This window comes from Cellulomonas sp. CW35, from assembly GCF_052378485.1.
Classification (GTDB): domain Bacteria; phylum Actinomycetota; class Actinomycetes; order Actinomycetales; family Cellulomonadaceae; genus Cellulomonas; species Cellulomonas uda.
This window is the reverse complement of the sequence record NZ_CP199000.1, coordinates 362,452-386,944: the sequence shown is the minus strand read 5'-3', so window position 1 is coordinate 386,944 and position 24,493 is coordinate 362,452. Positions and strand designations below refer to the sequence as shown.

The 24,493-nt window shown below is 73.1% G+C and carries 21 protein-coding genes; 3 read left to right on the top strand and 18 right to left on the bottom strand.

The features are described from left to right. Positions 1 to 4 precede the first annotated feature (4 nt). The 4 genes from nrdE to ACT17Q_RS01785 all read right to left on the bottom strand — a co-directional run bounded on the left by nrdE (position 5) and on the right by ACT17Q_RS01785 (position 4,164). Entirely contained in the window at positions 5 to 2,110 is a 2,106-nt protein-coding gene (nrdE, locus tag ACT17Q_RS01800) for a class 1b ribonucleoside-diphosphate reductase subunit alpha (RefSeq protein WP_208405296.1), read from the bottom strand. A gap of 11 nt (positions 2,111 to 2,121) precedes the next feature. Next, positions 2,122 to 2,538 (bottom strand): class Ib ribonucleoside-diphosphate reductase assembly flavoprotein NrdI, encoded by a 417-nt coding sequence (nrdI, locus tag ACT17Q_RS01795; protein ID WP_094181153.1) that lies wholly within the window; start codon positions 2,536 to 2,538, stop codon positions 2,122 to 2,124. An 83-nt stretch (positions 2,539 to 2,621) separates the two neighbouring features. After that, complete coding sequence (nrdH, locus tag ACT17Q_RS01790) at positions 2,622 to 2,870, bottom strand: glutaredoxin-like protein NrdH (RefSeq protein WP_094181154.1); 249 nt, start codon at positions 2,868 to 2,870, stop codon at positions 2,622 to 2,624. Between the two features lie 418 nt (positions 2,871 to 3,288). Continuing rightward, complete coding sequence (locus ACT17Q_RS01785; protein WP_444664351.1) at positions 3,289 to 4,164, bottom strand: SDR family oxidoreductase; 876 nt, start codon at positions 4,162 to 4,164, stop codon at positions 3,289 to 3,291. Between the two features lie 185 nt (positions 4,165 to 4,349). Here ACT17Q_RS01785 and ACT17Q_RS01780 point away from each other — a divergent pair, with 185 nt between their 5' ends. After that, a complete protein-coding gene (locus tag ACT17Q_RS01780) occupies positions 4,350 to 7,613 on the top strand; it encodes an AfsR/SARP family transcriptional regulator (protein ID WP_444664349.1) in 3,264 nt (1,087 codons plus the stop codon). Between the two features lie 5 nt (positions 7,614 to 7,618). On the opposite strand, the gene ACT17Q_RS01775 is transcribed toward ACT17Q_RS01780, so the two are convergent. The 3 genes from ACT17Q_RS01775 to ACT17Q_RS01765 form a co-directional block, all read right to left on the bottom strand. Then, positions 7,619 to 8,473, bottom strand: a complete 855-nt coding sequence (locus ACT17Q_RS01775) for an ABC transporter permease (protein ID WP_444664347.1) — start codon at positions 8,471 to 8,473, stop codon at positions 7,619 to 7,621. After that, positions 8,470 to 9,453: an ATP-binding cassette domain-containing protein gene (locus tag ACT17Q_RS01770; protein ID WP_444664345.1), complete on the bottom strand. Its 984-nt coding sequence runs from the start codon at positions 9,451 to 9,453 to the stop codon at positions 8,470 to 8,472. The genes ACT17Q_RS01775 and ACT17Q_RS01770 overlap by 4 nt, the downstream gene beginning before the upstream one ends. 110 nt (positions 9,454 to 9,563) lie before the next feature. Continuing rightward, a complete protein-coding gene (locus ACT17Q_RS01765; protein ID WP_444664343.1) occupies positions 9,564 to 11,846 on the bottom strand; it encodes a SpoIIE family protein phosphatase in 2,283 nt (760 codons plus the stop codon). A gap of 167 nt (positions 11,847 to 12,013) precedes the next feature. Between ACT17Q_RS01765 and ACT17Q_RS01760 the strand changes: the two genes are divergently transcribed. Next, a complete protein-coding gene (locus tag ACT17Q_RS01760; RefSeq protein WP_444664341.1) occupies positions 12,014 to 12,325 on the top strand; it encodes a helix-turn-helix domain-containing protein in 312 nt (103 codons plus the stop codon). Positions 12,326 to 12,384: 59 nt separating this feature from the next. Here the strand turns inward: ACT17Q_RS01760 and ACT17Q_RS01755 are convergent, their stop codons facing one another. From ACT17Q_RS01755 to ACT17Q_RS01705, 11 genes are all read right to left on the bottom strand, one after another. After that, complete coding sequence (locus tag ACT17Q_RS01755; protein WP_444664339.1) at positions 12,385 to 13,752, bottom strand: FGGY-family carbohydrate kinase; 1,368 nt, start codon at positions 13,750 to 13,752, stop codon at positions 12,385 to 12,387. Positions 13,753 to 13,893: 141 nt separating this feature from the next. Beyond that, the gene (locus ACT17Q_RS01750) at positions 13,894 to 14,304 is read right to left on the bottom strand and encodes a heat shock protein transcriptional repressor HspR (RefSeq protein ID WP_141317864.1); all 411 of its coding nucleotides are present in this window, start codon (positions 14,302 to 14,304) and stop codon (positions 13,894 to 13,896) included. 115 nt (positions 14,305 to 14,419) lie between these two features. After that, on the bottom strand, positions 14,420 to 15,391 hold the full coding sequence (locus ACT17Q_RS01745; RefSeq protein WP_444664336.1) for a DnaJ C-terminal domain-containing protein: 972 nt from the start codon (positions 15,389 to 15,391) through the stop codon (positions 14,420 to 14,422). Positions 15,392 to 15,428: 37 nt separating this feature from the next. After that, positions 15,429 to 16,061, bottom strand: coding sequence for a nucleotide exchange factor GrpE (locus ACT17Q_RS01740; protein ID WP_444664334.1), 633 nt, complete (start codon positions 16,059 to 16,061; stop codon positions 15,429 to 15,431). Next, positions 16,058 to 17,914 (bottom strand): molecular chaperone DnaK, encoded by a 1,857-nt coding sequence (gene dnaK, locus ACT17Q_RS01735; protein WP_444664332.1) that lies wholly within the window; start codon positions 17,912 to 17,914, stop codon positions 16,058 to 16,060. Before dnaK ends, ACT17Q_RS01740 begins: the two co-directional genes overlap by 4 nt. 491 nt (positions 17,915 to 18,405) lie before the next feature. Beyond that, positions 18,406 to 19,323, bottom strand: coding sequence for a cation diffusion facilitator family transporter (locus ACT17Q_RS01730; protein WP_268531209.1), 918 nt, complete (start codon positions 19,321 to 19,323; stop codon positions 18,406 to 18,408). Continuing rightward, positions 19,320 to 19,970, bottom strand: a complete 651-nt coding sequence (locus ACT17Q_RS01725; protein WP_444664330.1) for a methyltransferase family protein — start codon at positions 19,968 to 19,970, stop codon at positions 19,320 to 19,322. The genes ACT17Q_RS01730 and ACT17Q_RS01725 overlap by 4 nt, the downstream gene beginning before the upstream one ends. After that, positions 19,960 to 20,610, bottom strand: coding sequence for a cation diffusion facilitator family transporter (locus ACT17Q_RS01720; RefSeq protein ID WP_444664328.1), 651 nt, complete (start codon positions 20,608 to 20,610; stop codon positions 19,960 to 19,962). The genes ACT17Q_RS01725 and ACT17Q_RS01720 overlap by 11 nt, the downstream gene beginning before the upstream one ends. Then, a complete protein-coding gene (locus tag ACT17Q_RS01715) occupies positions 20,607 to 20,999 on the bottom strand; it encodes an ArsR/SmtB family transcription factor (RefSeq protein WP_444664326.1) in 393 nt (130 codons plus the stop codon). Before ACT17Q_RS01715 ends, ACT17Q_RS01720 begins: the two co-directional genes overlap by 4 nt. A gap of 209 nt (positions 21,000 to 21,208) precedes the next feature. Beyond that, positions 21,209 to 21,835 (bottom strand): response regulator, encoded by a 627-nt coding sequence (locus ACT17Q_RS01710; protein ID WP_141370287.1) that lies wholly within the window; start codon positions 21,833 to 21,835, stop codon positions 21,209 to 21,211. Next, positions 21,832 to 23,142, bottom strand: coding sequence for a sensor histidine kinase (locus tag ACT17Q_RS01705; protein WP_444664323.1), 1,311 nt, complete (start codon positions 23,140 to 23,142; stop codon positions 21,832 to 21,834). The genes ACT17Q_RS01710 and ACT17Q_RS01705 overlap by 4 nt, the downstream gene beginning before the upstream one ends. A 151-nt stretch (positions 23,143 to 23,293) precedes the next feature. On the opposite strand from ACT17Q_RS01705, the gene ACT17Q_RS01700 reads away from it, so the two are divergent. Further along, a complete protein-coding gene (locus tag ACT17Q_RS01700) occupies positions 23,294 to 24,388 on the top strand; it encodes an ABC transporter permease (protein WP_444664321.1) in 1,095 nt (364 codons plus the stop codon). Positions 24,389 to 24,493: the final 105 nt, after the last annotated feature.

Genomic DNA, 24,493 nt, shown 5'->3' with positions numbered 1-24,493 from the left:
GGCGTCACAACATGCAGGAGACGCAGTTCTCCACTTCCGTCCCCTGGAGGGCCATCTGACGGAGGCGGATGTAGTAGATGGTCTTGATGCCCTTCTTCCAGGCGTAGATCTGCGCCTTGTTCAGGTCACGCGTGGTGGCGGTGTCCTTGAAGAACAGCGTCAGCGACAGGCCCTGGTCCACGTGCTGCGTGGCCTCGGCGTAGGTGTCGATGATCTTCTCGTAGCCGATCTCGTACGCGTCCTGGTAGTACTCCAGGTTGTCGTTCGTCATGAACGGCGCCGGGTAGTAGACGCGGCCGATCTTGCCTTCCTTGCGGATCTCGATCTTCGACGCGATCGGGTGGATCGAGCTCGTCGAGTGGTTGATGTAGGAGATCGAGCCGGTCGGCGGGACCGCCTGCAGGTTCTGGTTGTACAGGCCGTGGACGCGGACGAGCTCGGCGAGCTCGCGCCAGTCGTCCTGCGTCGGGATGTGCACGCCGGCGTCGGCGAAGAGCCGGGCCACGCGCTCGGTGCGCGGCGCCCACTCCTTCTCGAGGTACTTGGTGAAGTACTCGCCCGTCGCGTACTTCGACTTCTCGAACCCGTAGAACGACGAGCCGCGCTCCTGCGCGAGCAGGTTCGACGCACGGATCGCGTGGTACGCGACCGTGTAGAAGTAGATGTTCGTGAAGTCGAGGCCCTCGTCGGAGCCGTAGAAGATCCGCTCGCGCGCCAGGTACCCGTGCAGGTTCATCTGGCCGAGGCCGATGGCGTGACCGCCCCGGTTGGCGCGCTTGACCGACGGGACCGACTCGATGTCCGTCTGGTCGGACACGGCCGTGAGCGCACGGATCGCGGTCTCGACGGTCTTGCCCAGGTCGGGCGAGTCCATCGACAGCGCGATGTTCATCGAGCCGAGGTTGCAGGAGATGTCGCGGCCCACGTGGTCGTACGAGAGGTCCTCGTTGAACGTCGACGGGGTCGAGACCTGCAGGATCTCCGAGCACAGGTTCGAGTGCGTGACCTTGCCCTCGATCGGGTTGGCCCGGTTCACCGTGTCCTCGAACATGATGTACGGGTAGCCCGACTCGAACTGGATCTCGGCGAGCGTCTGGAAGAACTCGCGTGCGTTGATCTTGGTCTTGCGGATCGACGCGTTCTCGACCATCTCGTAGTACTTCTCGGTCACGTCGATGTCCGCGAAGGGCTTGCCGTACACCCGCTCGACGTCGTACGGCGAGAACAGGTACATGGGCTCGTTCTTGCGGGCGAGCTCGAACGTGATGTCCGGGATGACGACGCCGAGCGAGAGCGTCTTGATGCGGATCTTCTCGTCCGCGTTCTCGCGCTTGGTGTCGAGGAAGCGGTAGATGTCCGGGTGGTGCGCGTGCAGGTACACCGCGCCGGCACCCTGGCGCGCACCGAGCTGGTTGGCGTAGGAGAACGAGTCCTCGAGGAGCTTCATCACGGGGATGACGCCCGAGCTCTGGTTCTCGATGTGCTTGATCGGCGCACCGTGCTCACGGATGTTCGACAGCAGCAGGGCCACGCCGCCGCCGCGCTTGGAGAGCTGCAGCGCGGAGTTGATGCCGCGCGCGATCGACTCCATGTTGTCCTCGATGCGCAGCAGGAAGCAGGACACGGGCTCGCCGCGCTGCGCCTTGCCGAGGTTGAGGAACGTGGGGGTCGCGGGCTGGAACCGCCCCGAGATGATCTCGTCGACGAGCGAGGTCGCGAAGTCCTCGTCGCCCTCCGCCAGCGCGAGCGCGACCATGCACACGCGGTCCTCGAACCGCTCCAGGTACCGCTTCCCGTCGAACGTCTTGAGCGTGTACGACGTGTAGTACTTGAACGCGCCGAGGAACGTCTGGAACCGGAACTTCTTGGAGTACGCGTACTGGAACAGCGTCTTGACGAACGCGCGGTCGTACTGCGCGAGCACCGCCGGGTCGTAGTACTTGTTCTCGACCAGGTACTCGAGCTTCTCCTCGAGGTCGTGGAAGAAGACCGTGTTCTGGTTGACGTGCTGCAGGAAGTACGCGCGGGCCGCCTCGCGGTCCTTGTCGAACTGGATCTTCCCGTCCGCGCTGTACAGGTTGAGCATCGCGTTGAGGGCGTGGTAGTCCATCCCCGACGTATCTACGCGGAAATCAGTGACTGTCGCTGCCAAAACCGTTCCAATCCCTCGCGGACGCGCTGCACGTCCTCGTTCGTTCCCATGAGCTCGAAGCCGTACAGGTAGGGGACGCGGCACTTGGCCGCGACGATGTCCCCCGCGATGCAGTACGCCTCGCCGAAGTTGGTGTTGCCCGCTGCGACCACCCCGCGGATCAGGGCGCGGTTGGCCGCGTCGTTGAGGAACCTCACGACCTGGCGCGGGACCGCACCGCCCTCGTTACCGCCCCCGTACGTCGGCACCACCAGCACGTACGGCTCCGTGACGTGCAGGAAGGGCTCGGCGGGGCGCAACGGGATCCGCTGGGCCGGCAGGCCCAGCTTCTCCACGAAGCGGTGCGTGTTGTTGGACGCCGAGGAGAAGTAGACGAGCGCGCTCATCGTTGCCCTCCCCGGGTCCGGAAGCTGACGTGTCCGGTGGCTCGCAGGCCACCGGCGTGGCCACCCTCGAAGGGGGCGGCGGTTCAGGCGACGGTGACGGCCTCGAGACGCTCCGCGAGCGCCTTGATCCGGTCGGGACGGTAACCGGACCAGTGGTCACCGTCCGCGATCACGACCGGCGCCTGCAGGTGCCCGAGCGACATGACGTAGTCGCGGGCGTCCGCGTCCTCGCTGATGTCGACGACCGTGTAGTCCGCACCCAGCTTGTCGAGAGCACGGTAGGTCGCGTTGCACTGCACGCACGCGGGCTTGCTGTAGACCGTGATCGTCATCGTGACTCTCTCCTGGAAGCTCAGAAACTCTGGTGGAACCGTGCCGCGCGGGGCCTTGTCAGGCCCCGGTGACGGCCTCGGGAGCTGCCTTCTCTCGAGCGCTCGTGAAGCCTGTCCGGGGCTCCGACGACCGCTCGGCTCCCCGGCCGACCGCGTGGTGAAGACACTACACCTAGTGTCTGACACCGCAACCAACCACTAGGTGTTGTGTTACACGCGTGTCGTTTTTCACCCCGTGGATGACTTCTCCACAGTACGACGACCCACTGACACGGCCCCTGAACTGCACGTTTGCGGCGCTCGAACGACACGGGTGTGGTTCGACGCACAGGCGGCCCACAGGCCGTCCACACCACGCCCCGTGTCGTCCCCAGGACCGTCCACAGCCGCTATGTCCGGGATGCTCCCGAGATGTCCGTCACGACGGCCGCGACGACTCCTGCCAGGCCGCGCGCAGACCCTCGACGAGCGGGGTGGTCGGCCGCCCGATCAGCGTGCGCAGCGTGTCGGTCGCGTCCGCGAGCGCACCGCCGGCGATGTCCTGGTCCAACGTCACCAGGAAGCCCACGGTGCCCTCGTCGAGACCTGCGGCGAGCAGGGCCGCGCGCTGCTCGTCGGGCGTGACCCGGCGGTACGTCACCGGCCGGCCGAGGATCTCGGCGGCGGCCGCCGCGAGCTCGTCGAACGTCCACGCGTGGTCGCCCGAGAGCTCGTACGTGCGCCCGTCGTGCCCCGACCCGGTGACGACGGCCACGATGCCCGCCGCGAAGTCCGCGCGCGACGCGGACGCGACACGCCCGTCACCGGCCGACGCGACGACCTCGCCCGTCTCCGCCGCCTGCTGCAGGGTCGTCACGTAGTTCTCCGTGTACCAGTTGTTGCGCAGCACGGTCACGACGAGCCCCGACGCGGCGAGCAGCTCCTCCGTCGCGCGGTGCTCGGGCACCAGGACGAGCGTGCTGGTGTCCGCGTGCGGCGCGCTCGTGTAGACGACGCGCCGGACGCCGGCCGCCCGCGCCGCCTCGATCGCCGCGCGGTGCTGCGGGACGCGCTGCCCCACCTCCGAGCCCGAGACGAGCACGAGCGTGTCCGCCCCCGCGAACGCGCCGGCGAGCGTCTCCGGGCGCCCGTAGTCCACCTCCGCGACGCGCACGCCGCGCGCGGCCAGGTCCGCGAGGCGCTCGGTGCGCCGGCCTCCCGCGACGACCTCGTCCGGGGCGACCCCCGCGTCCAGCAGACCTTCGACGACCAGACGGCCCAGGTGACCGGTGGCACCGGTGACGACGACGGACATGAGCTCCTCCTCAGGACGGGGCACCGCGCCGGCGGACCCGACGAGGGAACCCACGAGGGAACCGACGACGGGCTCGGCGGCGGTGGCGGCGCACGGCTGCGCCGCACACGTCAACCATCGCGCGCGCGGCGCATTCCCGCCGGACGCTGCGCGGATCCCCACGCGCCGTGGGGGATGCTGGGCGCGTGCAGGTGACCACGCTCGGACCGCTCGCGCTCGACGGCCGGCCCGTGCGCGGCGAGCGGCTCGCGGCCGTGGTCCGCGAGCTCGTCGCGGCGCGCGGTCACGCGGTGTCCGTGCGCGCGCTGGTCGAGGCCGTGTGGGACGGCGCGCCGCCCGACGACGAGACCGGGGCCGTGCAGGCGCTCGTCTCGCGCGTGCGGCGGCTCGGAATGGCCGTCGAGTCGGTCCCCGGCGGGTACCGGGTGCCGCGCGAGGGGCTCGTGGTGGACGCCGACGAGGTGCGCGCGCTCGTCGTCGCCGCGCGGACCGCGCTCGCCGCCGACGACACCGCGGCCGCGCGTGCGCACGCCACCGCGGCCCGGGCCCTGCTGCCGGCGACCCCGCTGGACACGACGGCCGTGCGCCTGCTCGCGGACACCGCCGACGTCGCGGCCCGCGCCGCGCTGCGTTCCGGTGGGCCGTTCGACGACGACGACCTGCGCCTGCTCGCCACCCGCACACCGCCCGACGAGCCCGCCACGGCCCTGCTGGTGCATGTGCTGGCAGCGCAGGGGCGGGACGCCGAGGCGCTGGAGGTGGTCGAGGCGCTGCGCCGCGACCTGGCCGAGCGCTACGGCACCGACCCCTCCCCGGTGGTGCAGGACGCGCACCTCGCGCTGCTGCGCGGCGAGCTGAGGCGCCCGTCCGCGACCACGACGCCCGCCGTGCCCGACGCGTCGCCGCCGCCGCCGGGCGAGTCGTCGCCGGACGCGTCGCCGGACGAGTCGCAGCGCGGGCCGGTCCGGCTGCCACGCGCGTGGCGACGCCCGGCGACGCCCCTCGTCGGGCGCGAGGCGGACGTCGCCGCCGTGACCGCCGCGCTCGGGGCGGGCCCGGTGGTCACGGTCGTCGCGACGGGCGGGGCCGGCAAGACGCGCCTCGCGGCCGAGGTCGCGCGGCTCGCCGCCGAACGCGGCGAGTCGGTCCACGTAGTCGAGCTCGCGGGTCTGCGGTCGGGTGACGACGTGCTGCCCGCGCTGCTCGGCGAGCTCGGCGGGGCGGAGACCGCCCCGACGCTCCCGGACGTCGCCGAGCGGCGCATGCTGCCCCGGCTCGAGCGGCTGCGCGCGGCCGCGCACGACCTGCGCGGCCTCGTCGTGCTCGACAACTGCGAGCACGTGCTCGCGGACGCCGCCCGCACGGTCGCGGACCTGCTGACGGTCGCACCGCCCGACGTGACGGTGCTCGCGACGTCCCGCGCGCCGCTGGGGCTCGTCGGCGAACGCGTGCACCGCCTGGCTGCCCTGCCCGACGACGACGCGCTCGCGCTGCTGCACGCGCGCGCCCAGGACGCGCGCCCGGGCCTGGTGTGGGACGACGAGCGCGCGCTCGAGCTGTGCCGCCGGCTCGACAACCTGCCGCTCGCGCTCGAGCTCGCCGCCGCCCGGCTGCGGTCGATGCCCGTGGAGGACCTGCTGCACGGGCTCGCGGACCGGTTCGCACTGCTCGACGACGCGCTGCGCGGCCTGCCCGAGCGGCACGCGAGCCTGTGGGCGCTGGTCGACTGGAGCCGTGAGCTGCTGCCCGACGACGAGCGCGACCTGCTCGAGCGTCTCGCCGTGGTCCCCGGCGCGTTCCCCGCGTCGCTCGCCGCGGCCGTCGCGGGGGTCGACGACGTGCGCCGCGGGCTCGCGGACCTCGTCGACCAGTCGCTGCTGGCGCTCGAGGACGCGGGCTCGGGGCCCGCGCGGTACCGGATGCTCGAGACGGTCCGCGAGTACGGCGAGGCGCGCCTCGCCGCCGCCGGCGCACGGGACGACGCGCTGGCGGGGCTCGTCACGTGGGCGGCACGCGAGTGCGCGGACCTCGCACCGCGGTTCGTCGGCGCGGGGCAGCTCGCCGCGCTCGCGCGCTGCGACGACGAGGCGGAGACGTTCGTCGTGGCCCTGCGGCGGGCGGTCGAGACCGCCGACGACACCGCGGCCGTCGACCTCGCCTCGACGCTGTTCCAGTGGTGGTCCGTGCGCGGCATGCACGCCGAGGTCGTCACCTGGGCCGAGCGGCTGCTGCACGCGGACGACCCCGCCGCACGGCGCGCGTGCCCGTTGCTGGTCGGGCGCCCCGGACTCGCAGCCGGCGCGCACCTGCCGGACGGCGACCGCACCGCGACCGTGGTGCTGCAGAGCGCGATGAACGCGGGCGCGGCGGCGTCCTGGCGGGCGACCGCCCTGGCGTCGCGCGTGCTGCGCCGCGTGCTGCGCGAGCAGCCCGACGAGGTGAGCGACCGGATGCGCGCGCTCGGCCAGGTGGTGCCGGCGCTCGCGTCGTCGGCGACCGCCGAGCTCGACGCGGCGGCGCACGCGCTCGTCGCGCACGACGACGACTACGTACGCGCGCTCGGGCTGTTCCTGCGCGGTGCGGTGCGCGAGAACGCCGGCGAGCCGCTCGACTCCGCGCAGGACGCGCGTGCGGCGTTCGCGCTGTTCGAGCAGCTCGGCGACCACTGGGGCATGGGCATGGCCGCGCAGGGCGTCGCGCAGTGGTCCGCCGCGCAGGACGCCGCGCAGGCCGTGCAGTGGCTCGAGCGCGGCGTGCAGCACCTCGAGCTCGTCGGCGCTGCGCAGGACGCGCGGAGCCTGCGCGTGCTGCTCGACGTGCAGCGTGCGCTCGACGGCTCGACCGAGGCGCTCGACGCACTGCACGAGACCGCCGACGCGCCGCGCGCCGACGGCATCGACGTCGAGCACGCCCTGCTGGGGCTCGCGATGGTCGCGCTCGCCGGCGGTGACCGGCCCACGGCCGTGGCGCGCGCGCTGCGGGCCGCGGCGGTGGTCACGCGGCGGCGGGACCCCGTCGCCCAGGCGCGCGTCGTGTTCCTCGTCTCCGCCGCGGTCGTCCTGCTGCAGGCGACGCCCCGGGACAGCACGGACGACGACGAGCGGGCCCGTGTCGAGCGGCACGTCGTCGCGGTGCTGCGCGACGCCGCCGCGGACGCGCGCACGCTCGCCGACATGCCCGTCGTCGGGACGTTCGCGCTCGGGTGCGCCGAGCTCGCGGCGTGGCGCGGGGACGACGAGCACGCGACGACGCTGTGGGCGCTCGGGCGGCGGATGGGGGCCACCGTCGCCAACGCCGCCCTGCCGCTCGGGCAGCCGCACTCGCTCGCGACCCGCGCGGCGGGCGAGGCGGGTGAGCGCCGCCTCGACGAGCTGCGCGCCCGGCCCGCGGCGGAGGTCGACCGGATGGTCGCCGCCACCGCGGACCGGGTGCTCGGCCTGGCTCCCTGACCGGGTCAGACCTTGCGGCGGTACGCGCGCAGCGCCAGCGGCATGAACACCGCCACCAGGCCCACGCACCACGCCAGCGTCCACCACACGTGGTCACCCACCGGCGAACCGAGGAACAGCCCGCGCATGGACTCCACGAGGTGGGTCAACGGGTTGACGTCCACGAAGCCCTGCATCCACGTGGGCAGGTCGTCGGTCCGCACGAAGACGTTCGAGCCGAAGCTGAGCGGCATGACGATCAGGAACATCACGCCCTGCACCGCACCGGACGTGCGCACGAGCATCCCGACCCACACCGACACCCAGCTCAGGCACACCGCGAACAGCACCGCGAGCAGGCAGCCCGCGACGGCCTCGAGGGGGCTCGTCGCGATGCGGAAGCCCATCGCGTAGCCCGTCACGATCGTCACGACCGCGACGATCACGTACCGCACGACGTCCCCCAGCACCGCACCCAGCAGCGGTGCGCTGCGCGGGATCGGCAGCGATTTGAACCGGTCGAAGATGCCCTTGGACAGGTCCGTGTTGAGGTTCACGCCGATCGCGATCGCACCCTGCGCGATGGTCTGGGCGAGGATCCCCGGGAGCAGGAACTGCAGGTAGCTGCCCGTGCTGCCCGCGACCGCGGTGCCGAAGATCGTCACGAAGATCGCGAGGAACACGATCGGCTGCAGCGTCACGTCGATGAGCGCCTCGGGTGTGCGCCACGTCTTGATCAACGAGCGCTTGGTCAGTGCCGCGGAGTGCCGCACCAGCGGGAACGGGCGGGGTCGACGGACCGCCTCGCCGCGCGGTGCGTCGGGTGTGCGCGGGCGGTCCAGCGTCACTGTGCTCGTCGGGGTGCTGGTCGGGGTGCTCATGCCGCCGCCTCCTTCGGGTCGTCGTCGGGCTCGTCGGTGGACGTGGTGCGGCCGGTCAGCGTGAAGAACACCTCGTCGAGGCTCGGCAGGTGCAGGGACAACTCGGTCACGGCGACCCCCGCCGAGCCGAGCCGCGCGACCGTCGCGGTGAGCGCCTCGTCGTCGGCCACGGGCACGGCGAGCACGCCCTTGCGGATCTCGTCGGCCGCCGCACCCGTGCTGACCTCGGACAGGATCTGCGCGGTCTGCGCCAGGCGCGCGGGGTCACTGGGGCGGACCTCGAGCGTCAGCCCGCCGACCACCCGCTTGAGGCCGTCCGGGGTGTCGTGCGCGATCACGCGGCCGTGGTCGACGACCGTGATCTCGTCGGCCAGCGCGTCCGCCTCCTCGAGGTACTGCGTCGTGAGCAGCACGGTCGAGCCGTCCGCGACGAGCGAGCGCACCACGTCCCACATCTGCTCACGCTTGGCCGGGTCGAGGCCCGTCGTCGGCTCGTCGAGGAAGATCACGTCGGGCCGCCCGACGAGCGACGCCGCGAGGTCCAGGCGGCGGCGCATGCCGCCGGAGTACGTCTTCGCGGGCCGGTCGGCGGCGTCCGCGAGGTCGAACCACTCGAGCAGCTCGGCGGCACGGGCACGTGCCCCCGCGCGGCCGAGCTCCAGCAGCGTGCCGAACAGCACGAGGTTCTGCCGGCCCGTGAGGTCCTCGTCGACGGACGCGTACTGCCCCGTCAGGCCGATCATGTGCCGGACCTTCTCGGCGTCGCGGACCACGTCGAGGCCGTTGATGCGGGCCGTGCCCGCGTCGGGGGTGAGCAGGGTGGACAGGATGCGGACGGTCGTCGTCTTGCCGGCGCCGTTGGGGCCGAGCACACCGAGCACGGTGCCCCGGGGGACGACGAGGTCGACGCCCTGCAGCGCGTTCGTCTCGCCGAAGTGCTTCACGAGGCCCTCGGCCTCGATCACCAGGTCTGTTGTCATGCCGCCACCCTGCGCGGGCCGGCTGACACCGCCCCGACACGTCGCCGACACGGGGCCGACAGGGGCCGACGAGGGCACCGACGGGGATGGTCGCCGGATCCGCCGGGCCGCTACGTGAGGTCGCGGCAGAGCAGCAGGAGCGTGACGTCGTCGACCGACGACGGGTCGCTGCACTCGCGGATGACGTCGTCGATGTCGACCGGCCGGGTCGGGTCCTCGCGCGTGAACGCGCCGACCAGCCGCGCCAGACCGGCCCGCAGGTTCGTCGAGCGCGAGTCGACCAGCCCGTCGCTGTACAGCACCACGCCGCCGCCGGGCTCGATCACGAACCGGTGCGTGGGCGGCTCGCCCGAGCCGACGCCGACGGGCCGGTCCACGCTGACCTCGAGCAGCTCGCCCCCGCCGACCGCGTCGAGCACGAGCGGGCGGGGGTGGCCGGCGATCGACACCTCGACCACGCCCGTCGCGCGGTCGACGGCGGCGACGACGACCGTGGCCATGTCGGTGGCCATGGTGCGGCGCGCCACCACGTCGGTCCACCGCAGCGCGTCGGCCGGGCCGTCCCCGCGCAGCAGGAACGCCCGCACCGTGTTGCGCAGCTGGCCCATCGCCGCGGCGGCGGACAGCCCGTGCCCGGCGACGTCCCCGATGACCACCGCGACGCGGCCGTCGGGCAGCTCGAGCGCGTCGTACCAGTCGCCGCCGACCTGCCCGCCGGGGGCGGGCACGTACCGGGCGTGCAGCTGCCACCCCTCGACGCGCGGCAGCTCGCCGGGCAGCAGCGAGCGCTGCACCGTCTCGGCCGCGCCGAGCGCCCAGCGCGTGCGCAGCAGGAGCGTCTCGAGCAGGCGCCGGCGCAGGTCGGTGACCGACCGCAGCTCCTGCCCGGTCCACGGCGCGCTGCGGCCCCGGACGGTCTGGGTCCACTTCTCGAACGACTTGCGCGGGCTCAGCCGGACCTCGTCGCCCTCGCGCCGGGCGATCGCCTTGTTGTGCGGGTCCCCGCCCCAGGACACGTCGTGCACCGCCTCGCGGCGCAGCCAGACCATCGCGCGGTCCTCGGGCAGCCGGACGGCGAGCAGGCCGGCGACACCCGGCAGCGCGTCCGCGAGCGCGGGCTCCTGGGCGCCGAGCTCGGTGCGCGCCGTGACGTCCTCGCCCTGCTGCGCGACCCACGTGCGCAACGCGGACAGGTCCTCGGGCGCCTCGCCCTCGGTGCTCCACCTGCCGTCGCCGAACACCACGGCCCCCTGCGCGGGCACGAGGTCGAGCAGGGACACCCCGGAGTCGGTCCGCCCGACGAGCGCGTCGCCGAGCGTCCTCGCGGCGTCACGGGAGGCGATCAGCAGGTTCACGAGCGTCGACTCCGCGGCGAGCGCGGCCTGCAGCTCGTCCTCCTCGGCGCGCGCGACCAGCCGCAGCGACAACGACGACCCGAGGAACTCGGCCGCGGCCCGCACGCCGTACGGCGGGTGGTGCGGGCCGGAGTAGTGGTGGCACGCGATGAGCCCCCACAGCACGCCGTCGCGCAGCAGCGAGATGGACATCGACGCGGCGACGCCCATGTTGCCGAGGTACTCGAGGTGGATGGGGGACACCGACCGCAGCACCGAGTGCGTCAGGTCGATCGGCGCAGCCGTCGCGGTGTCCAGCCCGGGCACGATCGCGGCCGGCCGGTAGCGCACGTCCGCGATGAGGCGGATCCAGTTCTTCTCGTACAGCGCGCGCGCCTGCGGCGGGATGTCGGACGCGGGGTAGTGCAGGCCGTGGAAGGAGTTGAGGTCCGCGCGCTTCGCCTCGGCGACGACCTCGCCGTTGTAGTCCGCGTCGAACCGGTAGATCATCACGCGGTCGAACCCGGTCAGTGCGCGGACCTCGCGCGCCGCCACGTCGTACAGGTCCGCGAGCGAGTGCGTGCCGTTGAGCCGCTCGACCGCCTCACGCACCGCCTGGTACGTGTTCGGGAAGGAGAACGGGCGAGGCCCCGTGGACGCCTCGAGCTCGACGACGAGCAGGGTGCGGTCACCGACGGCCACGCGGTGCAGCACCGCGTCGACCTCGACCGGGCCCGCGGGTGTCGTGGCGACGACGACGAGCGGGTTGCGCAGGCGCAGGTTGCCGAACGTGCGCAGGTGCTGGCGCAGCTGCTCCGCGGCGTCCGCGCCGAGCAGCGCGCCGAGGTCCGAGCCGAGCGCCTCGTCGGGCGTGCGGCCGAGCAGGTCGGTGACGTTCTGCGACACCTGCTCGACGACGAGGTCCGGCTCGGTCACCGCGAGCAGCACGCCGTGCGGCTGCACGGACCCGGGCACGTGGATGGGCTCGCGGGCGCAGTTGTCGAGGTCGACGGGCTCACCGGGGGGCAGCAGCTCCGTGACGGACCCGGGCTCGGGCATGGGGCTGCACCTCCTCGTCTGCGGCTCCGGGGTGAAAGGTAACCCACCCCGTCCACGTCATCGTCGCCACGGCCGCACCAGCACCGTGCCCACCGCCAGCGCGGCGGCGCTCTCGACGTTCGCGCTCTCGCGGTGGATGCGCGACGTCGCCGTGCTGGCGCTGCCCGGTGCGCGCCCTCGACCGCCTGCACGAGCCGCTGACTGTCGCGGACCTCGCGCGGCACGCCCGCATGTCGCAGCGCACGCTCGCCCGCGCGTTCGCGGCGGAGACCGGCGCCTCACCCCTGCGCTGGCTCACCGCCGCGCGCGTCGACCGCGCGCGCGAGCTGCTCGAGCGCACCGCCTGGGGCACCGACCGGGTCGCCCAGGAGTGCGGGCTCGGGACGGCCGCGAACATGCGCCTGCACTTCCACCGCCTCGTCGGGGTCAGCCCGTCGGACTACCGCCGCACGTTCGCGACGGCCCTCGCCCGCACCTGAGCGACCGCTCCCCCCGGGGTCGGTGCGCGCGGGGCCGCACCCTGCGCGGCGTGGGTGGTTCAGCGGGCTTCAGCGGGGGTGGCTCCGGAAGGGGCGGTGGCGGCGGTGACGAAGGCCGCGAGGCGGCGCGCGACGAGCCGCGGGTCGAGCCGGGTGCCAGCCCCGGCTGCGGGCGCGGCACCGAGCGCGGGGGCGGGGGCGACGAGCCCGGCGCGCTCGGCGGCCAGGAGCGCCGCACCGGCGGCGACCGCCTCCTCGTCGGCGACGACGTCCACCGGCACCGGGGTGCACCAACGCTTGAGCGCCGCCCACGCGGGGTTCGCCGTGACGGGCCGGCCCAGCGCGAGCACTCGCGTCGGCGGGGCGCCCGCGAGCGCGGCCTGCGCGTCGAGCATCCACCGCGCGTGCAGCACCGCGCCGAGCAGCACGCCACGCACCGCCGCGACCGGGTCGTCCGGCACACGCCCGACCGCCCGCAGGGTCGCCGCCGCGTCGGGCGCCGGGGTCTGCCTCCCGTGCACGTAGGGCAGCACGACGAACGACGCGGCCTCGCCGTCCGCGGGAGCCGCGTCCGGTGCCCCGGTCAGCTGCGCGACGAGCGCGTCGTCGAGCGTCGAGGCGCGCTCGAGCAGCCGCGCACGCTCGTCGTCGGGCGCGACCTGCGCGAGCCACGCCGCCACCGCCCCGCCGGCGCTCGACGACCCCGCCACCAGTGCCATGGCGTACCGGCTGGGCGCCCCGGGCGACCTGCCGACGGCGTTCGACACCGAGCTGCTCGCCGAGGTCGGGCTCGCGCCCCGCCACCTGCCGCGCGTGCTGCGGCCGGGCGAGACCGTCCCGCTGCGCACGGGACCCCTCACCGACGCGGGGCTCCTCGCGGGCACGCCCGTGCGGCCTGCGAGCGTGTGGTCGGTGACCAGGTGCCCGGTCAGCCCGAGCACCACGAGGTCCGCGGCGCCGACCCAGCGACCGTCACCGTGCAACGGCCCGGCACCGGGCCCGCCGGCCGCGCCCATCCGCGCGTCTGCCTCGTCGCGCAGCCACGCCCACGTCGCGAGAGGCACCTTCGCCGAGGACCGCACACCCGTGGCGGCGAAGAGCGCGGTGCGCCCGAGCCGGGCCGCGAGCTCGTCGGCCTGCCGGCCCGCGCGGTGCCCGTCCCAGCGCAGCCAGTCGCCGCGCGGCTCGTCGTCGGGACCCACGGGCACGCCCGTCTCCGCCATCGACGCGACCCCCACCGCAGCGGGTGCCGGGGCGTCCGGCGCGGCCCCGAGCACCCGGCGCGTGAGCTCCGCGACGACGCGCAGGAGGTCGCCCGGTGCGGGCGTGGGCGCCGACGCGACCGCGAGCGTGCGCGCCACGTCGACGTCGACGAGCGCGACCTTGGTGTGCGTCGTCCCGACGTCGACCCCCAGCGCGGTGCTCACCCACCCATCCTGCCGCCCCACCCACCCCCTCCCCGGCCGAGCGCGCACGTCCCGGACCGAGTGCGCACGTCTTGCGCGCGCACTCGCGCACGACCGTGCGCGCTCGGCGAGGGGATGGGCCGGGTCGGGCGGTATTGGGGGTCAGCGGGTGGGGCGCCAGAGGACGACCGCGGAGGTCGACGCCGTGATCGCGCGCGGGGGTTGCGCGACGCGCGGGGAGCGGGGTGGGCGCCTCGTCGCGACCACGTCGCCGCGCGGGTCGGCCGTGAAGACGCGACGCCCGGGCTCGACGAAGGAGCGCAGGTAGTCGACCTGCCGCTCGAGCCGCAGCACCTGCGCCTCGAGCTCGAGGATCCGCTTGATGCCGGCCAGGTTGATGCCCTCGTCCTGCGAGAGCCGCTGCACCTCGCGCAGGGTCGCGACGTCGCGCAGCGAGTACCGGCGCCCGCGCCCGGCGGTGCGCCGCGGCGAGACCAGCCCGAGCCGGTCGTACTGCCGCAGCGTCTGGGGGTGCATGCCCGCGAGCTCGGCGGCCCGCGAGATCACGAACATGGGCGTGTCCTCGTTCACCGCCCACCCCCCGTCCGCCGAGTGCGCACGCCCGCGCCCGAGTGCGCACGACCGGCGTGCGCACTCGGGGCGGGACGTGCGCGCTCGGCGGTGTGGGTCATGCGCGCGCCTGCTCCATGAGGGACGCGCGCGGGTTCTCGCCGCTGGTCGCGATGCCGAACGCCTGGACGGCCTCGCGGGCCGCGTCGGACAGGCGCTGGGGCACGACGACCTGCACGGTCACCATGAGGTCACCGTCGGACTTCGCCGAGCCGGACGCGCGCACGCCCTTGCCCTTGACGCGCAGCGTGCGCCCCGACGGCGTCCCGGCGGGCACCTTGACGCGCACGGTGTCGCCGTCGAGCGTCGGCACGTCGATCGTCGCGCCCAGCGCGGCCTCGTCGAACGCCACCGGCACGGTGACCTTGAGGTTGCGCCCGTCGAGCGTGAACACCGGGTGCGGCGCGACGTGCACGGTCACGACGAGGTCGCCTGCGGGCGCCCCGGGCTCACCGGGCCGCCCCTTGCCACGCAGCCGGATCTTCTGCCCGTCGCGCACCCCGGACGGGATGCGGGCGTTGACGGTGCGGCCGCCGACCTGCAACGACACGGTCGAGCCCTCGACGGCCTGCCGGAACGGCAGCTCGACGGCCGCCGCGAGGTCCGCACCCGGCTGCGGTCCGCGCTGGAACCCGCCACCGAACATGCCCCCGAGGATGTCCTCGAAGCCACCCGCACCGCCGCTCGAGTAGCGGACGCGGGTGTTGCCCCCGCCGCCGCCCCCGAACATGCCGCCCAGGATGTCCTCGAACCCACCGCCGCCACCGCGGCCGCCTGCCGTGAAGCGCGCACCGCCGGCCATCGCGCGCAGCTGGTCGTACTGCTGGCGCTGCTCGGGGTCGGACAGCACCGAGTACGCCTCGCCGATGTCCTTGAACTGCGCCTCGGCCTTCGCGTCACCCGGGTTGTGGTCCGGGTGCTTCTCCCGCGCGAGCTTGCGGTACGCCTTCTTGATCGTGGCCGCGTCGGCGTCCTTGGGGACGCCGAGGACCGAGTAGAAGTCCTTCTCGAGCCAGTCCTGCCCGGTCACGGCGCCTCCCTCCTCGTGATGTCGTGCGTGCTCGTCGTCAGGCCTCCGGGTCCACCACCGCGACGCGTGCCGCGCGCAGCACCCGGTCCTTGGTCCGGTAGCCCGGCTGCAGGACCATCTGCACGGTCGACGTCGTCACATCGGCCGAGTGCGAGTGCATGAGCGCCTCGTGCACCGCCGGGTCGAACTCCTCGCCCGCGGCGCCGTACCGCTCGACGCCGAACCGCCCGAGGGTCGCCTCGAGCTTCTCGGCGATCGACGCGAACGGCCCCTCGGCGAGGTCACCGTGCTGGCGGGCCAGCTCGATGTCGTCGAGCACCGGGATGAGCGCCTCGGCGACCGCCGCGATACCGCGCTCGTGCGCGGCGAGCACCTCGGTCTTCGAGCGCTTCACGTACGCGTTGTACTGCTGCTCGAGGTTGTAGTGCGCCGCCTGGGCGCGCTGCAGCTCCTCGAGCCGCTCGTCGGCCAGCCGCTGCGCGTCCGACGCCTCGCCACCGCCGGCCGCGGCGGCCTCGGCCTCCGCGATCACGGCCTCCTCGGGCGTGGGCTCACGCACCTGGCCGGTCTCCGGGTCGATGCGGCGCTTGTCCGTGAACCGGGGCGCCTCGTTCTCGGGGGTGTCCCCCGGGCCCTGCTCGGGCCCGGGGGTCGTCGGCTGGTCCGTCACTTCTTGTCGTCCTCGTCGTCGACGATCTCGGCGTCGACCACGTCGTCGTCGGACGACGAGCCCGCGTCACCCGTCGGGGCGTCGGCCGGGGTCTCCGCCTGGGCCTGCGAGTAGATGGCCTCACCGATCTTCTGCGCGGACGTGGACAGCGCCGTCGTCGCGGACTTCACCGCGTCGGTGTCGGTGCCCTCGAGCGCCTTCTTCAGGTCGTCGACCTTCGACTGGACCTCGGTCTTGACGTCCTCGGACAGCTTGTCGGCGTTGTCGACGAGCAGCTTCTCCGTGGAGTAGACGAGCTGCTCGGCGCTGTTGCGCGCCTCGGCGTCCTCGCGGCGCTTCTTGTCCTCCGCCGCGTGCTCCTCGGCCTCGCGCACCATGCGCTCGATGTCCTCCTTGGGGAGGGCCGAGCCGCCGGTGATCGTCATCGACTGCTCCTTGCCCGTGCCGCGGTCCTTGGCGGACACGTGCACGATGCCGTTCGCGTCGATGTCGAACGTGACCTCGATCTGCGGCAGCCCGCGCGGCGCCGGCGCGATGCCGGTCAGCTCGAACGTGCCCAGCGGCTTGTTGTCCCGCGCGAACTCACGCTCGCCCTGGAACACCTGGATGAGCACCGACGGCTGGTTGTCCTCCGCGGTGGAGAAGATCTCCGAGCGCTTCGTCGGGATGGCCGTGTTGCGCTCGATGAGCTTGGTCATCACGCCCCCCTTGGTCTCGATGCCGAGGCTCAGCGGGGTGACGTCGATCAGCAGGACGTCCTTGCGGTCGCCCTTCATGACACCGGCCTGCAGCGCGGCACCCACGGCGACGACCTCGTCGGGGTTCACGCCCTTGTTCGGCTCGCGGCCGCCCGTGAGCTCCTTGACGACCTCGGTGACCGCGGGCATGCGGGTCGAGCCGCCGACGAGCACGACGTGGTCGATGTCGGACAGCTGGATGCCCGCGTCGCGGATGACCGCGTGGAACGGCGCCTTGGTCCGGTCGATCAGGTCCTGCGTCATCTGCTGGAACTGCGCGCGCGTGAGCTTGGTGTCCAGGTGGATGGGGCCGTTCTCGCTCATCGACAGGTACTGCAGCGAGATGTTGGTGCTGGTGGCCGACGAGAGCTCCTTCTTGGCCTGCTCCGCCGCCTCACGCAGACGCTGCAGCGCGATCTTGTCCTTCGACAGGTCCACGCCGGACGAGTTCTTCACCTCGGTGACCAGGAAGTCGACGATCCGGTTGTCCCAGTCGTCGCCGCCCAGGCGGTTGTCGCCGGACGTCGCGCGGACCTCGATCGTCGAGAAGCCGTCGTCGTCCTTGCCGACCTCCAGGAGGGACACGTCGAACGTGCCACCGCCGAGGTCGAAGACGAGGATGAGCTCGTCCTCCTTGCCCTTCTCCAGGCCGTACGCGAGCGCCGCCGCCGTGGGCTCGTTGATGATGCGCAGGACGTTGAGGCCCGCGATGGCGCCCGCGTCCTTCGTCGCCTGACGCTCGGCGTCGTTGAAGTACGCCGGGACCGTGATGACGGCGTCCGTGACCGGCTCGCCCAGGTACGCCTCGGCGTCCCGCTTGAGCTTGCCGAGCACGCGCGCGGAGATCTCCTGCGGCGTGTACTTCTTGTCGTCGATGTCGACCGTCCAGTCCGTGCCCATGTGACGCTTGACGGACGTGATGGTCCGGTCGACGTTGGTGACGGCCTGGCGCTTGGCGATCTCGCCGACGAGGACCTCGCCGGTCTTGGAGAACGCCACGACCGACGGAGTCGTGCGCGACCCCTCCGCGTTGGCGATGACCGTGGGCTCGCCACCCTCGAGGACGGCGACGACGGAGTTCGTCGTGCCCAGGTCGATGCCGACTGCTCGTGCCATGTGTGATGCCTTCTTTCGGTCGTGATGCAGATGCTCTGGACGCTCTTGAGTCCGCTGCGCTCAACCTTGCACCCGGGCACCCGGGCCCCGCAAGCTCTACACAGCAAACTTGAGTCTGCCTGGCTCAACTTCATCCCGTCACTCCGCATTCCCGACGCCGCGCACGACGACCTCGCGTGTGTCGACAGGCCCCGGTCCCGCGGCAAGACGTCCCGATCCCGCGGCAAGACGTCCCTGTCCCGCGGCACCCGGTGTGGGTTCGCACCGGACCTGTCACTTTCGCGCGAAGCTGTCATCGGCGTGGCGTTCTTCGCAGTGGTTGTCGCGCGTGGGCCGTGGTGCTGTGGACGTGAGGGCGCTGCCACGTGCGGTCATCTCCTGCAAGGGCCGAGAGGTCGAGTGGTCGCTGGACAGGGCGCTTGTCGCGGTCTGGGCGACGAGTGCCTCGCTTTGCGTCGGTGCCCGCGCTGGCCGGGTAGGAACGCTCGTACCTAGTCGTGGTGCGCGTTCTCGTGCGAGCGGTGGCCGACCGGCTCGAGCTGCAGGGTGCAGTGCTCCATCGCGAAGTGCTCACCGAGGCACTCGTCGAGCGCGTCCAGGACCGCACCGGGGCGTCCTTGGTCGATGCACTCGTCGTCGACGACGACGTGTGCGGACAGGGCGGTGACGCCGCTGGTGATGGTCCAGGCGTGCAGGTCGTGCACGTCGACGACGCCGGGTACCTCGCGCATGTGGTCGCGGACCTGCTCGAGGTTCAGGCCCTTGGGTGTGGCCTCGAGCAGGATGTCGATGACGTCGCGCAGCAGGGACCAGGCTCGAGGGATGATGAACACCCCGATCGCGACGGAGGCGATGACGTCGGCGCGGGTGTACCCGGTGGTGGCGATGACGATGCCGGCGATGATGACGGCGATCGAGCCGACCAGGTCGCTGAGGACCTCGAGGTAGGCGCCGCGCACGTTCAGGCTCTCGTGCTTGCCGGCGCGCAGGATCATCAAGCTGGCCAGGTTCGCCAGCGCGCCGACGGCCGCGACGGCCAGCATGAGCCCGGTCGCGACCTCGGGCGGGTCGTTCCAGCGTTGCACCGCCTCGACGATGACCCAGATCGCCAACCCACCCAGCAGCAGTGCGTTGGCCAGGGCGGCGAGGATCTCGGCGCGCTGCAGCCCGTAGGTGCGAGTGTTCGTCGCGGGCCGTGTGGCCAGGGTGCTGGCGACCAGGGCGATCGCGACGCCGGTGGCGTCAGTGAGCATGTGCCCGGCGTCGGCGAGCAGCGCAAGCGAGCCCGAGACCAGTCCGCCGACGATCTGGGCGGCGACGACGCTGAGGGTGATGACCAGCACCAGGACCAGGCGCTTGCGGTGCTGGGCGGTCGCGGTGCCGCCCGCGTGGGCGTGCCCGGCACTCATCGTGCGTTCTCTCCTTCGGTGGCGAGCACCTGCCGCTGCAGCCCGATCCCGGGGACGAACCGCCCGACGCGGGCGGTGTAGAGCGCGTATTGCTGGCCGTGGACCTGGCGCAGGTACGACTCCTCGACGACGCGGACCTGCAGCTCGACGGCGAGCACGAGGCTGACCAGGGCCGCGGCCGTCACCAGGGTGGGGGCGAGCAAAGCCACGCCGGTCAGCGCGGTGATCATGGCGGTGAAGATCGGGTTGCGCACGAGCGCGAACGCGCCGGTGGTCACCAGGCTCGTGCGCTCGCCCGGGTCGACGCCGATGCGCCAGGAGTTGCCCATCGCGGACTGCGCCCCTAGCACCGCGGCGAATCCCAGCACCGCGGCGGCCAGGCCCGCCCAGCGCAGCGCTGCCGGCAGGGCGGCCGGCTGCGGTCCGGTGCCGGCCACGGCGAGTGCCGGTCCGGCGGCGCCGAGCACGACCGCGGCCGCGAACAGCACCCCGCCCCACCACTGCGCCGAACCGGGCGCGCCGGACAGGCCCAGGTAGCCGCTGGTGCCGGTGCGCCGCCGGTGCAGCCAGGTCCGCACGCCGAACGCCGCCACGACCCCGAGCAGGTACAGGCCCAGCGCGAGGCCTGCCGCGGTGTCAGTCGTCATCGTCGCCGTCCTCGACCAGCTCGCCCTCCCAGGCCTCCTTGCCTTCGTGGATGGCGAACGCTGCGATCACGAACGCCGCGACCGGGTCCAGCCACGCGGCGCCGGTCAGGGCGTAGAGCCCGACGCCGGCGAGGGTGGAGATGCTCAGCAGCACGCAGATCCGCGTCTCGGCGGCGTCGGCGAGGATCAGGTTGTCCTTCAGCCGCAGGCCCACGGTGCGCTTCATGGCGGCCAGCACGGGCATGACGATGATCGAGGCGACGAGCAGCCCGATCGCCAGCGGCGAGCTGTCGGGAGCCTCGCCGTCGATCAAGCTGCGGATGCCCTCGATGGTGACGTAGGCGGCCAGGACGAAGAACGTCACGGCCACGGCCTTGAGCGCCAGCCGCTCCTTGCGCTCGTCCGCCTCGCCGTGGCGCAGCCGCGCGGACAGGCGCAGCGCGACCAGGACGCCCGCGATCGACTCGATCGCGGAGTCGACGCCGAACCCGACCACCGACACCAGTCCGGCCAGCAGGCCCGCGGTGATCGCGACGGCACCCTCGACCACGTTGTACGCGACGGTGAACTGCGCCAGGCGCAGCCCGCGGCGGGTCAGGCGTTCGACCTCGACGGCGTCGAGCTCGCCGGTCGCGCTCATGCCGTCACCTGGTCGGTGCCGGCCGCAGCGATACCGAAGGTCGGGCACAGCGTGACCGCGTCGCCAGTCAGGGCCAGCAGCCGCTCGGCGGCCGCGAGCAGGTCCATCAGCGCCTCGGGATGGTTCAGGCTGAACACCGAGGCGCGGCCTTGCGGGCGTGAGCTGACCAGGCCGCAGTCACGCAGGCACGCCAGGTGCTTGGACACCGTGGACTGCGCGAGCCCCAGGTGCTCGGTCAGGTCCACCACGCGGTGCTCCCCCAGGGCCAGGTGGCGCAGGATCGTCAGGCGCGAGGGATCGCTGAAGCCGTGAAACAGGCACGCTGCGGCCTCGAACGCGTGCGACTCGTCAACCGCGACCGCATCGCGCCCTGTCTCTATCATCGTCATACCGCGATGATATAGCCCAGCGGTGTAACTGTGGCAACCTCGCGAGTGTCGGGCGCCCGGGATGCGCCGTGACTGCGCGGTGACATGGCACGCCGCGCAGAGAAGATCTGGACAAGAACATGAGACGAGTCGGGTCTCACCCGCTTGTCCATCCGCAGGTCCGGCGCTTACTGCTCGGACAACAAGCACGAGTTCCTACAAGTGGAGAGTCAGCTCGGGAGCAGGCCGCGTTCGCGTGCCACGGCGACGGCTTCGGTTCGGGACTGGACGCCGAGCTTGTCGTAGGCGTGGGCGAGGTGGGACTTCACGGTCGCGCGGGAGACGACGAGCTCGCGGGCGATGGCGTCGTTGGAGCGGCCGAGCGCGACCATGCGGAGGATCTCGAGCTCGCGCAGCGTGAGCGAGATGCCGGGGCGGCGCATGCGGTCCAGGAGGCGCGCCTGCACGGCCGGCCCGAGAGTCACGGCTCCACCGGCTGCGGCCCTGATCGCGGAGGTGAGCTCGTCTGTCGGGGCGTCCTTGAGCAGGTACCCGGTCGCTCCGGCTTCGACGGCGGTGAGGATGTCGGCGTCCGAGCCGTAGGTCGTCAGGACGAGCACGGGGGGACCGCCGGCCTGGACGATCTGCCGGGTGGCGTCCGCCCCGCCGAGGCGCCCCGGACCGAACTGGAGGTCGAGCAGCAGCACGTCGGCACGTCCGCCCCTGCGGACGTGGGCCAGGAGCTCCTCGGCGGTGCCGAACTCCTCCACGACGTGCATGTCGGGCTCGCTCTCGATCACCGCGCGCAGGCCGGCACGCACGACGGGGTGGTCGTCGGTGAGCACGACGTCGATCACCCGTCCTCCTGGTGCTGCGTCGGACGGGTGGGCGGGGCCTGGTCCGGGACGTCCTCGTCGTGCGCGGGGAGGCGGACCGCGACGGCGGTGCCGTCGTCGGGGCTGGACTCGATCGCCAGCGAGCCGCCGAGCTCACGCGCGCGGGAGCGCATCGCGGTGAGGCCGAACCCGCCGGGCCGGTCGGGTGAGGGCTGGCGGTCCGGGTCGAAGCCGCGTCCGTCGTCGACCACGTCGAGGATGACCTCGTCGGGCAGGAAGCTGAGGGTGAGGGTGGCGTTCCGGGCGGCGGCGTGCTGGACGACGTTGGCCAGGGCCGACTGGGCGATGCGCACGAGCGCGGCCTCGACCTGGAGCGGGAGGGCTCGGGGCTCGCCCGAGGTCTGGACACGCACGACAAGCGACCCGGGTGCCGTGTCCCGAGGTTCGTCGTCCGCGACCGGGGCCGTGACCGCCGCAGCCTGGGTCCGGCCCGCGATGCGGTGCAGCGCGGCGACGAGGGTTGCGCCGTCCAGGTCCGCCGGCGCGAGCGCACGGACGAACCGGCGGGCCTCGGCGAGGTTCCCCTGCGCGGTGCTGCGCGCCTGGTCGATGTAGGCGTGAGCACGGGCGTCGTCGTGCCCCACGTCCCGTGCTGCCGCCCGCAGGAGGAGCTCGATCGCGGAGTAGCCCTGCGCGAGGGTGTCGTGGATCTCGCGCGCGAGGCGTTCCCGCTCGGTGGCGACCGCCGTGTCCCGTTCGGCGGCGGCGACGTCGTCGCGGGCGCGGGCGAGCTCCTCGAGCATCCGCTGCCGCTCCTGCGACTCGCGCACGAGTGCTTCGAGCCCGAGGGTGACGGCCACGGCCACGGCCGCACCGACGGCTGGACCGAGCGCCGGTGCGATGGAGGTGTCCGTGGGGGCGCGCTGCAGCATGCCGTCAACGGCGGCGACGAGGGTCGTCACGACGACGGCGAGCACCCCGGCGCGCGGCCCGAGGACGTGCATCTGCAGCAGCATCAGCGGGAAGGCGAGCCACAACGCGCCGTCGCTGACCTGCAGGAGGATCGTCCAGACGACGATCAGGGCCGCGATCCACGCACCCGCCGGCCACCACCGGCCGCGACCTGCGTCCAGGGGTGACTCGTGGACCCGGATCGTGGCGCGCCCGGCCGCGTACAGGGCCGCGAACGCCGCAGCGGCCACGAGGGTGGCCCACTGCCGGGCGGAGTCGGCGGGGCGCAGCACGGCCACGATCACGAGCCCGGCCACCAGCACGTCGAGCCCGACGAGCAGGCGCCGCGTGACCGTCGGCAGGGTCTGCGCACGCATGCCGCCACGGTAGCCACGCTCCGCCGTCCCGCATCGGCCGAAAGGTGGAGCCCGGCGGCCACCCTTCGTCGGCCGACGTGCGTCCCGGGGCCCGATGGACCGGACCGTCGATCGGCGCAGGCTGGTGGGACCCCGCAGACCAGGAGGTCCCATGTTCGTCGCGCTGCGCGACCTGCGCCACGCCCGTGGCCGATTCGCCCTCATGCTCGTCGTCATCGCGCTGATCGCGTTCCTCGTCGCGTTCCTCTCCTCGCTGACCGCCGGCCTCGCCCGGGAGTCGACGTCGGCGGTCACGGACCTGCCGGTCGGCCACCTCGCGTTCGCGATGGCGGAGGCGGACGACGACCCCGACTTCACCGCGTCCACCGTCACCTCCGCTCAGCGGGACGCCTGGTCCGCGGCGGCCGGTGTCGAGGGCGCCGAGCTTCTCGGCGTGGCCACGACACGCGCGAAGTCCGCGGCGACGACCGCCGCCGTCACCGCCTTCGGGGTCGAGCCGGGATCGACTCTGGTGCCCGCCGACACGCCTGCGCCCATCAGCGGGACGGCGACGGTGTCCCGAGGTGCGGCCGACGACCTGTCGGTCGCCGTCGGCGACACCGTGAGTCTCGGAGGGCACGACCTGCAGGTCGGGACGGTCCTGGACGTCGACGCGTCCTACGCGCACACCCCCGTCGTCTGGGTCGCCCTGGCGGACTGGCAGACGATCGGCGGGCGAGCACCTGCGTCCGACGAGGGGGAGACCGCGACGGTCGTCGCGGTGACCGGCGACGTCGACGACGACACCCTTCGCCGCACGGACGCCGCGGCAGGCACCACCACGCTGGGCGTCGGCGAGGCGAGAGCCGCGATCAGCTCGTTCTCGTCCGAGAACGGCTCGCTGGTGACCATGCAGGCGTTCCTGATCGCGATCTCCGCGCTCGTCGTCGGCGCCTTCTTCACCGTCTGGACCATCAGCCGCTTCGGCGACATCGCCGTCCTCAAGGCGCTCGGCGCGTCCACCCGCTACCTGCTGCGCGACGCCATCGGCCAGGCGTTCCTCGTGCTGGTCATCGGCGTCGGTCTCGGTACCGGGGTGGCTGCCGCCGGCGCGACCCTCCTGGCCGACGCCGTGCCGGTGGTCGTCACCACCACGACGACGCTGCTGCCCGGTGCGGCCCTGGTCGCCCTCGGCCTCGTCGGCGCCGTCCTGGCCGTCGCCCGCATCACCACCATCGACCCCCACGCCGCTCTCGCCGCGCGCTGAGCACCGGAGGAACACCATGGATCTGCACCTGGACGCCATCACCCTCGTCTACCCCGACGGCGACTCGACCCTCACCGCCGTCGAGGACCTCGACCTGTCGATCCC

Coding starts and splice junctions, on each gene's coding strand:
- nrdE (WP_208405296.1), bottom strand. CDS start 2,110: ATGGACTACCACGCCCTCAACGCGATGCTCAACCTGTACAGCGCGGAC.
- nrdI (WP_094181153.1), bottom strand. CDS start 2,538: ATGAGCGCGCTCGTCTACTTCTCCTCGGCGTCCAACAACACGCACCGC.
- nrdH (WP_094181154.1), bottom strand. CDS start 2,870: ATGACGATCACGGTCTACAGCAAGCCCGCGTGCGTGCAGTGCAACGCG.
- ACT17Q_RS01785 (WP_444664351.1), bottom strand. CDS start 4,164: ATGTCCGTCGTCGTCACCGGTGCCACCGGTCACCTGGGCCGTCTGGTC.
- ACT17Q_RS01775 (WP_444664347.1), bottom strand. CDS start 8,473: ATGAGCACCCCGACCAGCACCCCGACGAGCACAGTGACGCTGGACCGC.
- ACT17Q_RS01770 (WP_444664345.1), bottom strand. CDS start 9,453: ATGACAACAGACCTGGTGATCGAGGCCGAGGGCCTCGTGAAGCACTTC.
- ACT17Q_RS01765 (WP_444664343.1), bottom strand. CDS start 11,846: ATGCCCGAGCCCGGGTCCGTCACGGAGCTGCTGCCCCCCGGTGAGCCC.
- ACT17Q_RS01750 (WP_141317864.1), bottom strand. CDS start 14,304: ATGTTCGTGATCTCGCGGGCCGCCGAGCTCGCGGGCATGCACCCCCAG.
- dnaK (WP_444664332.1), bottom strand. CDS start 17,914: ATGGCACGAGCAGTCGGCATCGACCTGGGCACGACGAACTCCGTCGTC.
- ACT17Q_RS01730 (WP_268531209.1), bottom strand. CDS start 19,323: ATGAGTGCCGGGCACGCCCACGCGGGCGGCACCGCGACCGCCCAGCAC.
- ACT17Q_RS01725 (WP_444664330.1), bottom strand. CDS start 19,970: ATGACGACTGACACCGCGGCAGGCCTCGCGCTGGGCCTGTACCTGCTC.
- ACT17Q_RS01720 (WP_444664328.1), bottom strand. CDS start 20,610: ATGAGCGCGACCGGCGAGCTCGACGCCGTCGAGGTCGAACGCCTGACC.
- ACT17Q_RS01715 (WP_444664326.1), bottom strand. CDS start 20,999: ATGACGATGATAGAGACAGGGCGCGATGCGGTCGCGGTTGACGAGTCG.
- ACT17Q_RS01705 (WP_444664323.1), bottom strand. CDS start 23,142: ATGCGTGCGCAGACCCTGCCGACGGTCACGCGGCGCCTGCTCGTCGGG.
- ACT17Q_RS01700 (WP_444664321.1), top strand. CDS start 23,294: ATGTTCGTCGCGCTGCGCGACCTGCGCCACGCCCGTGGCCGATTCGCC.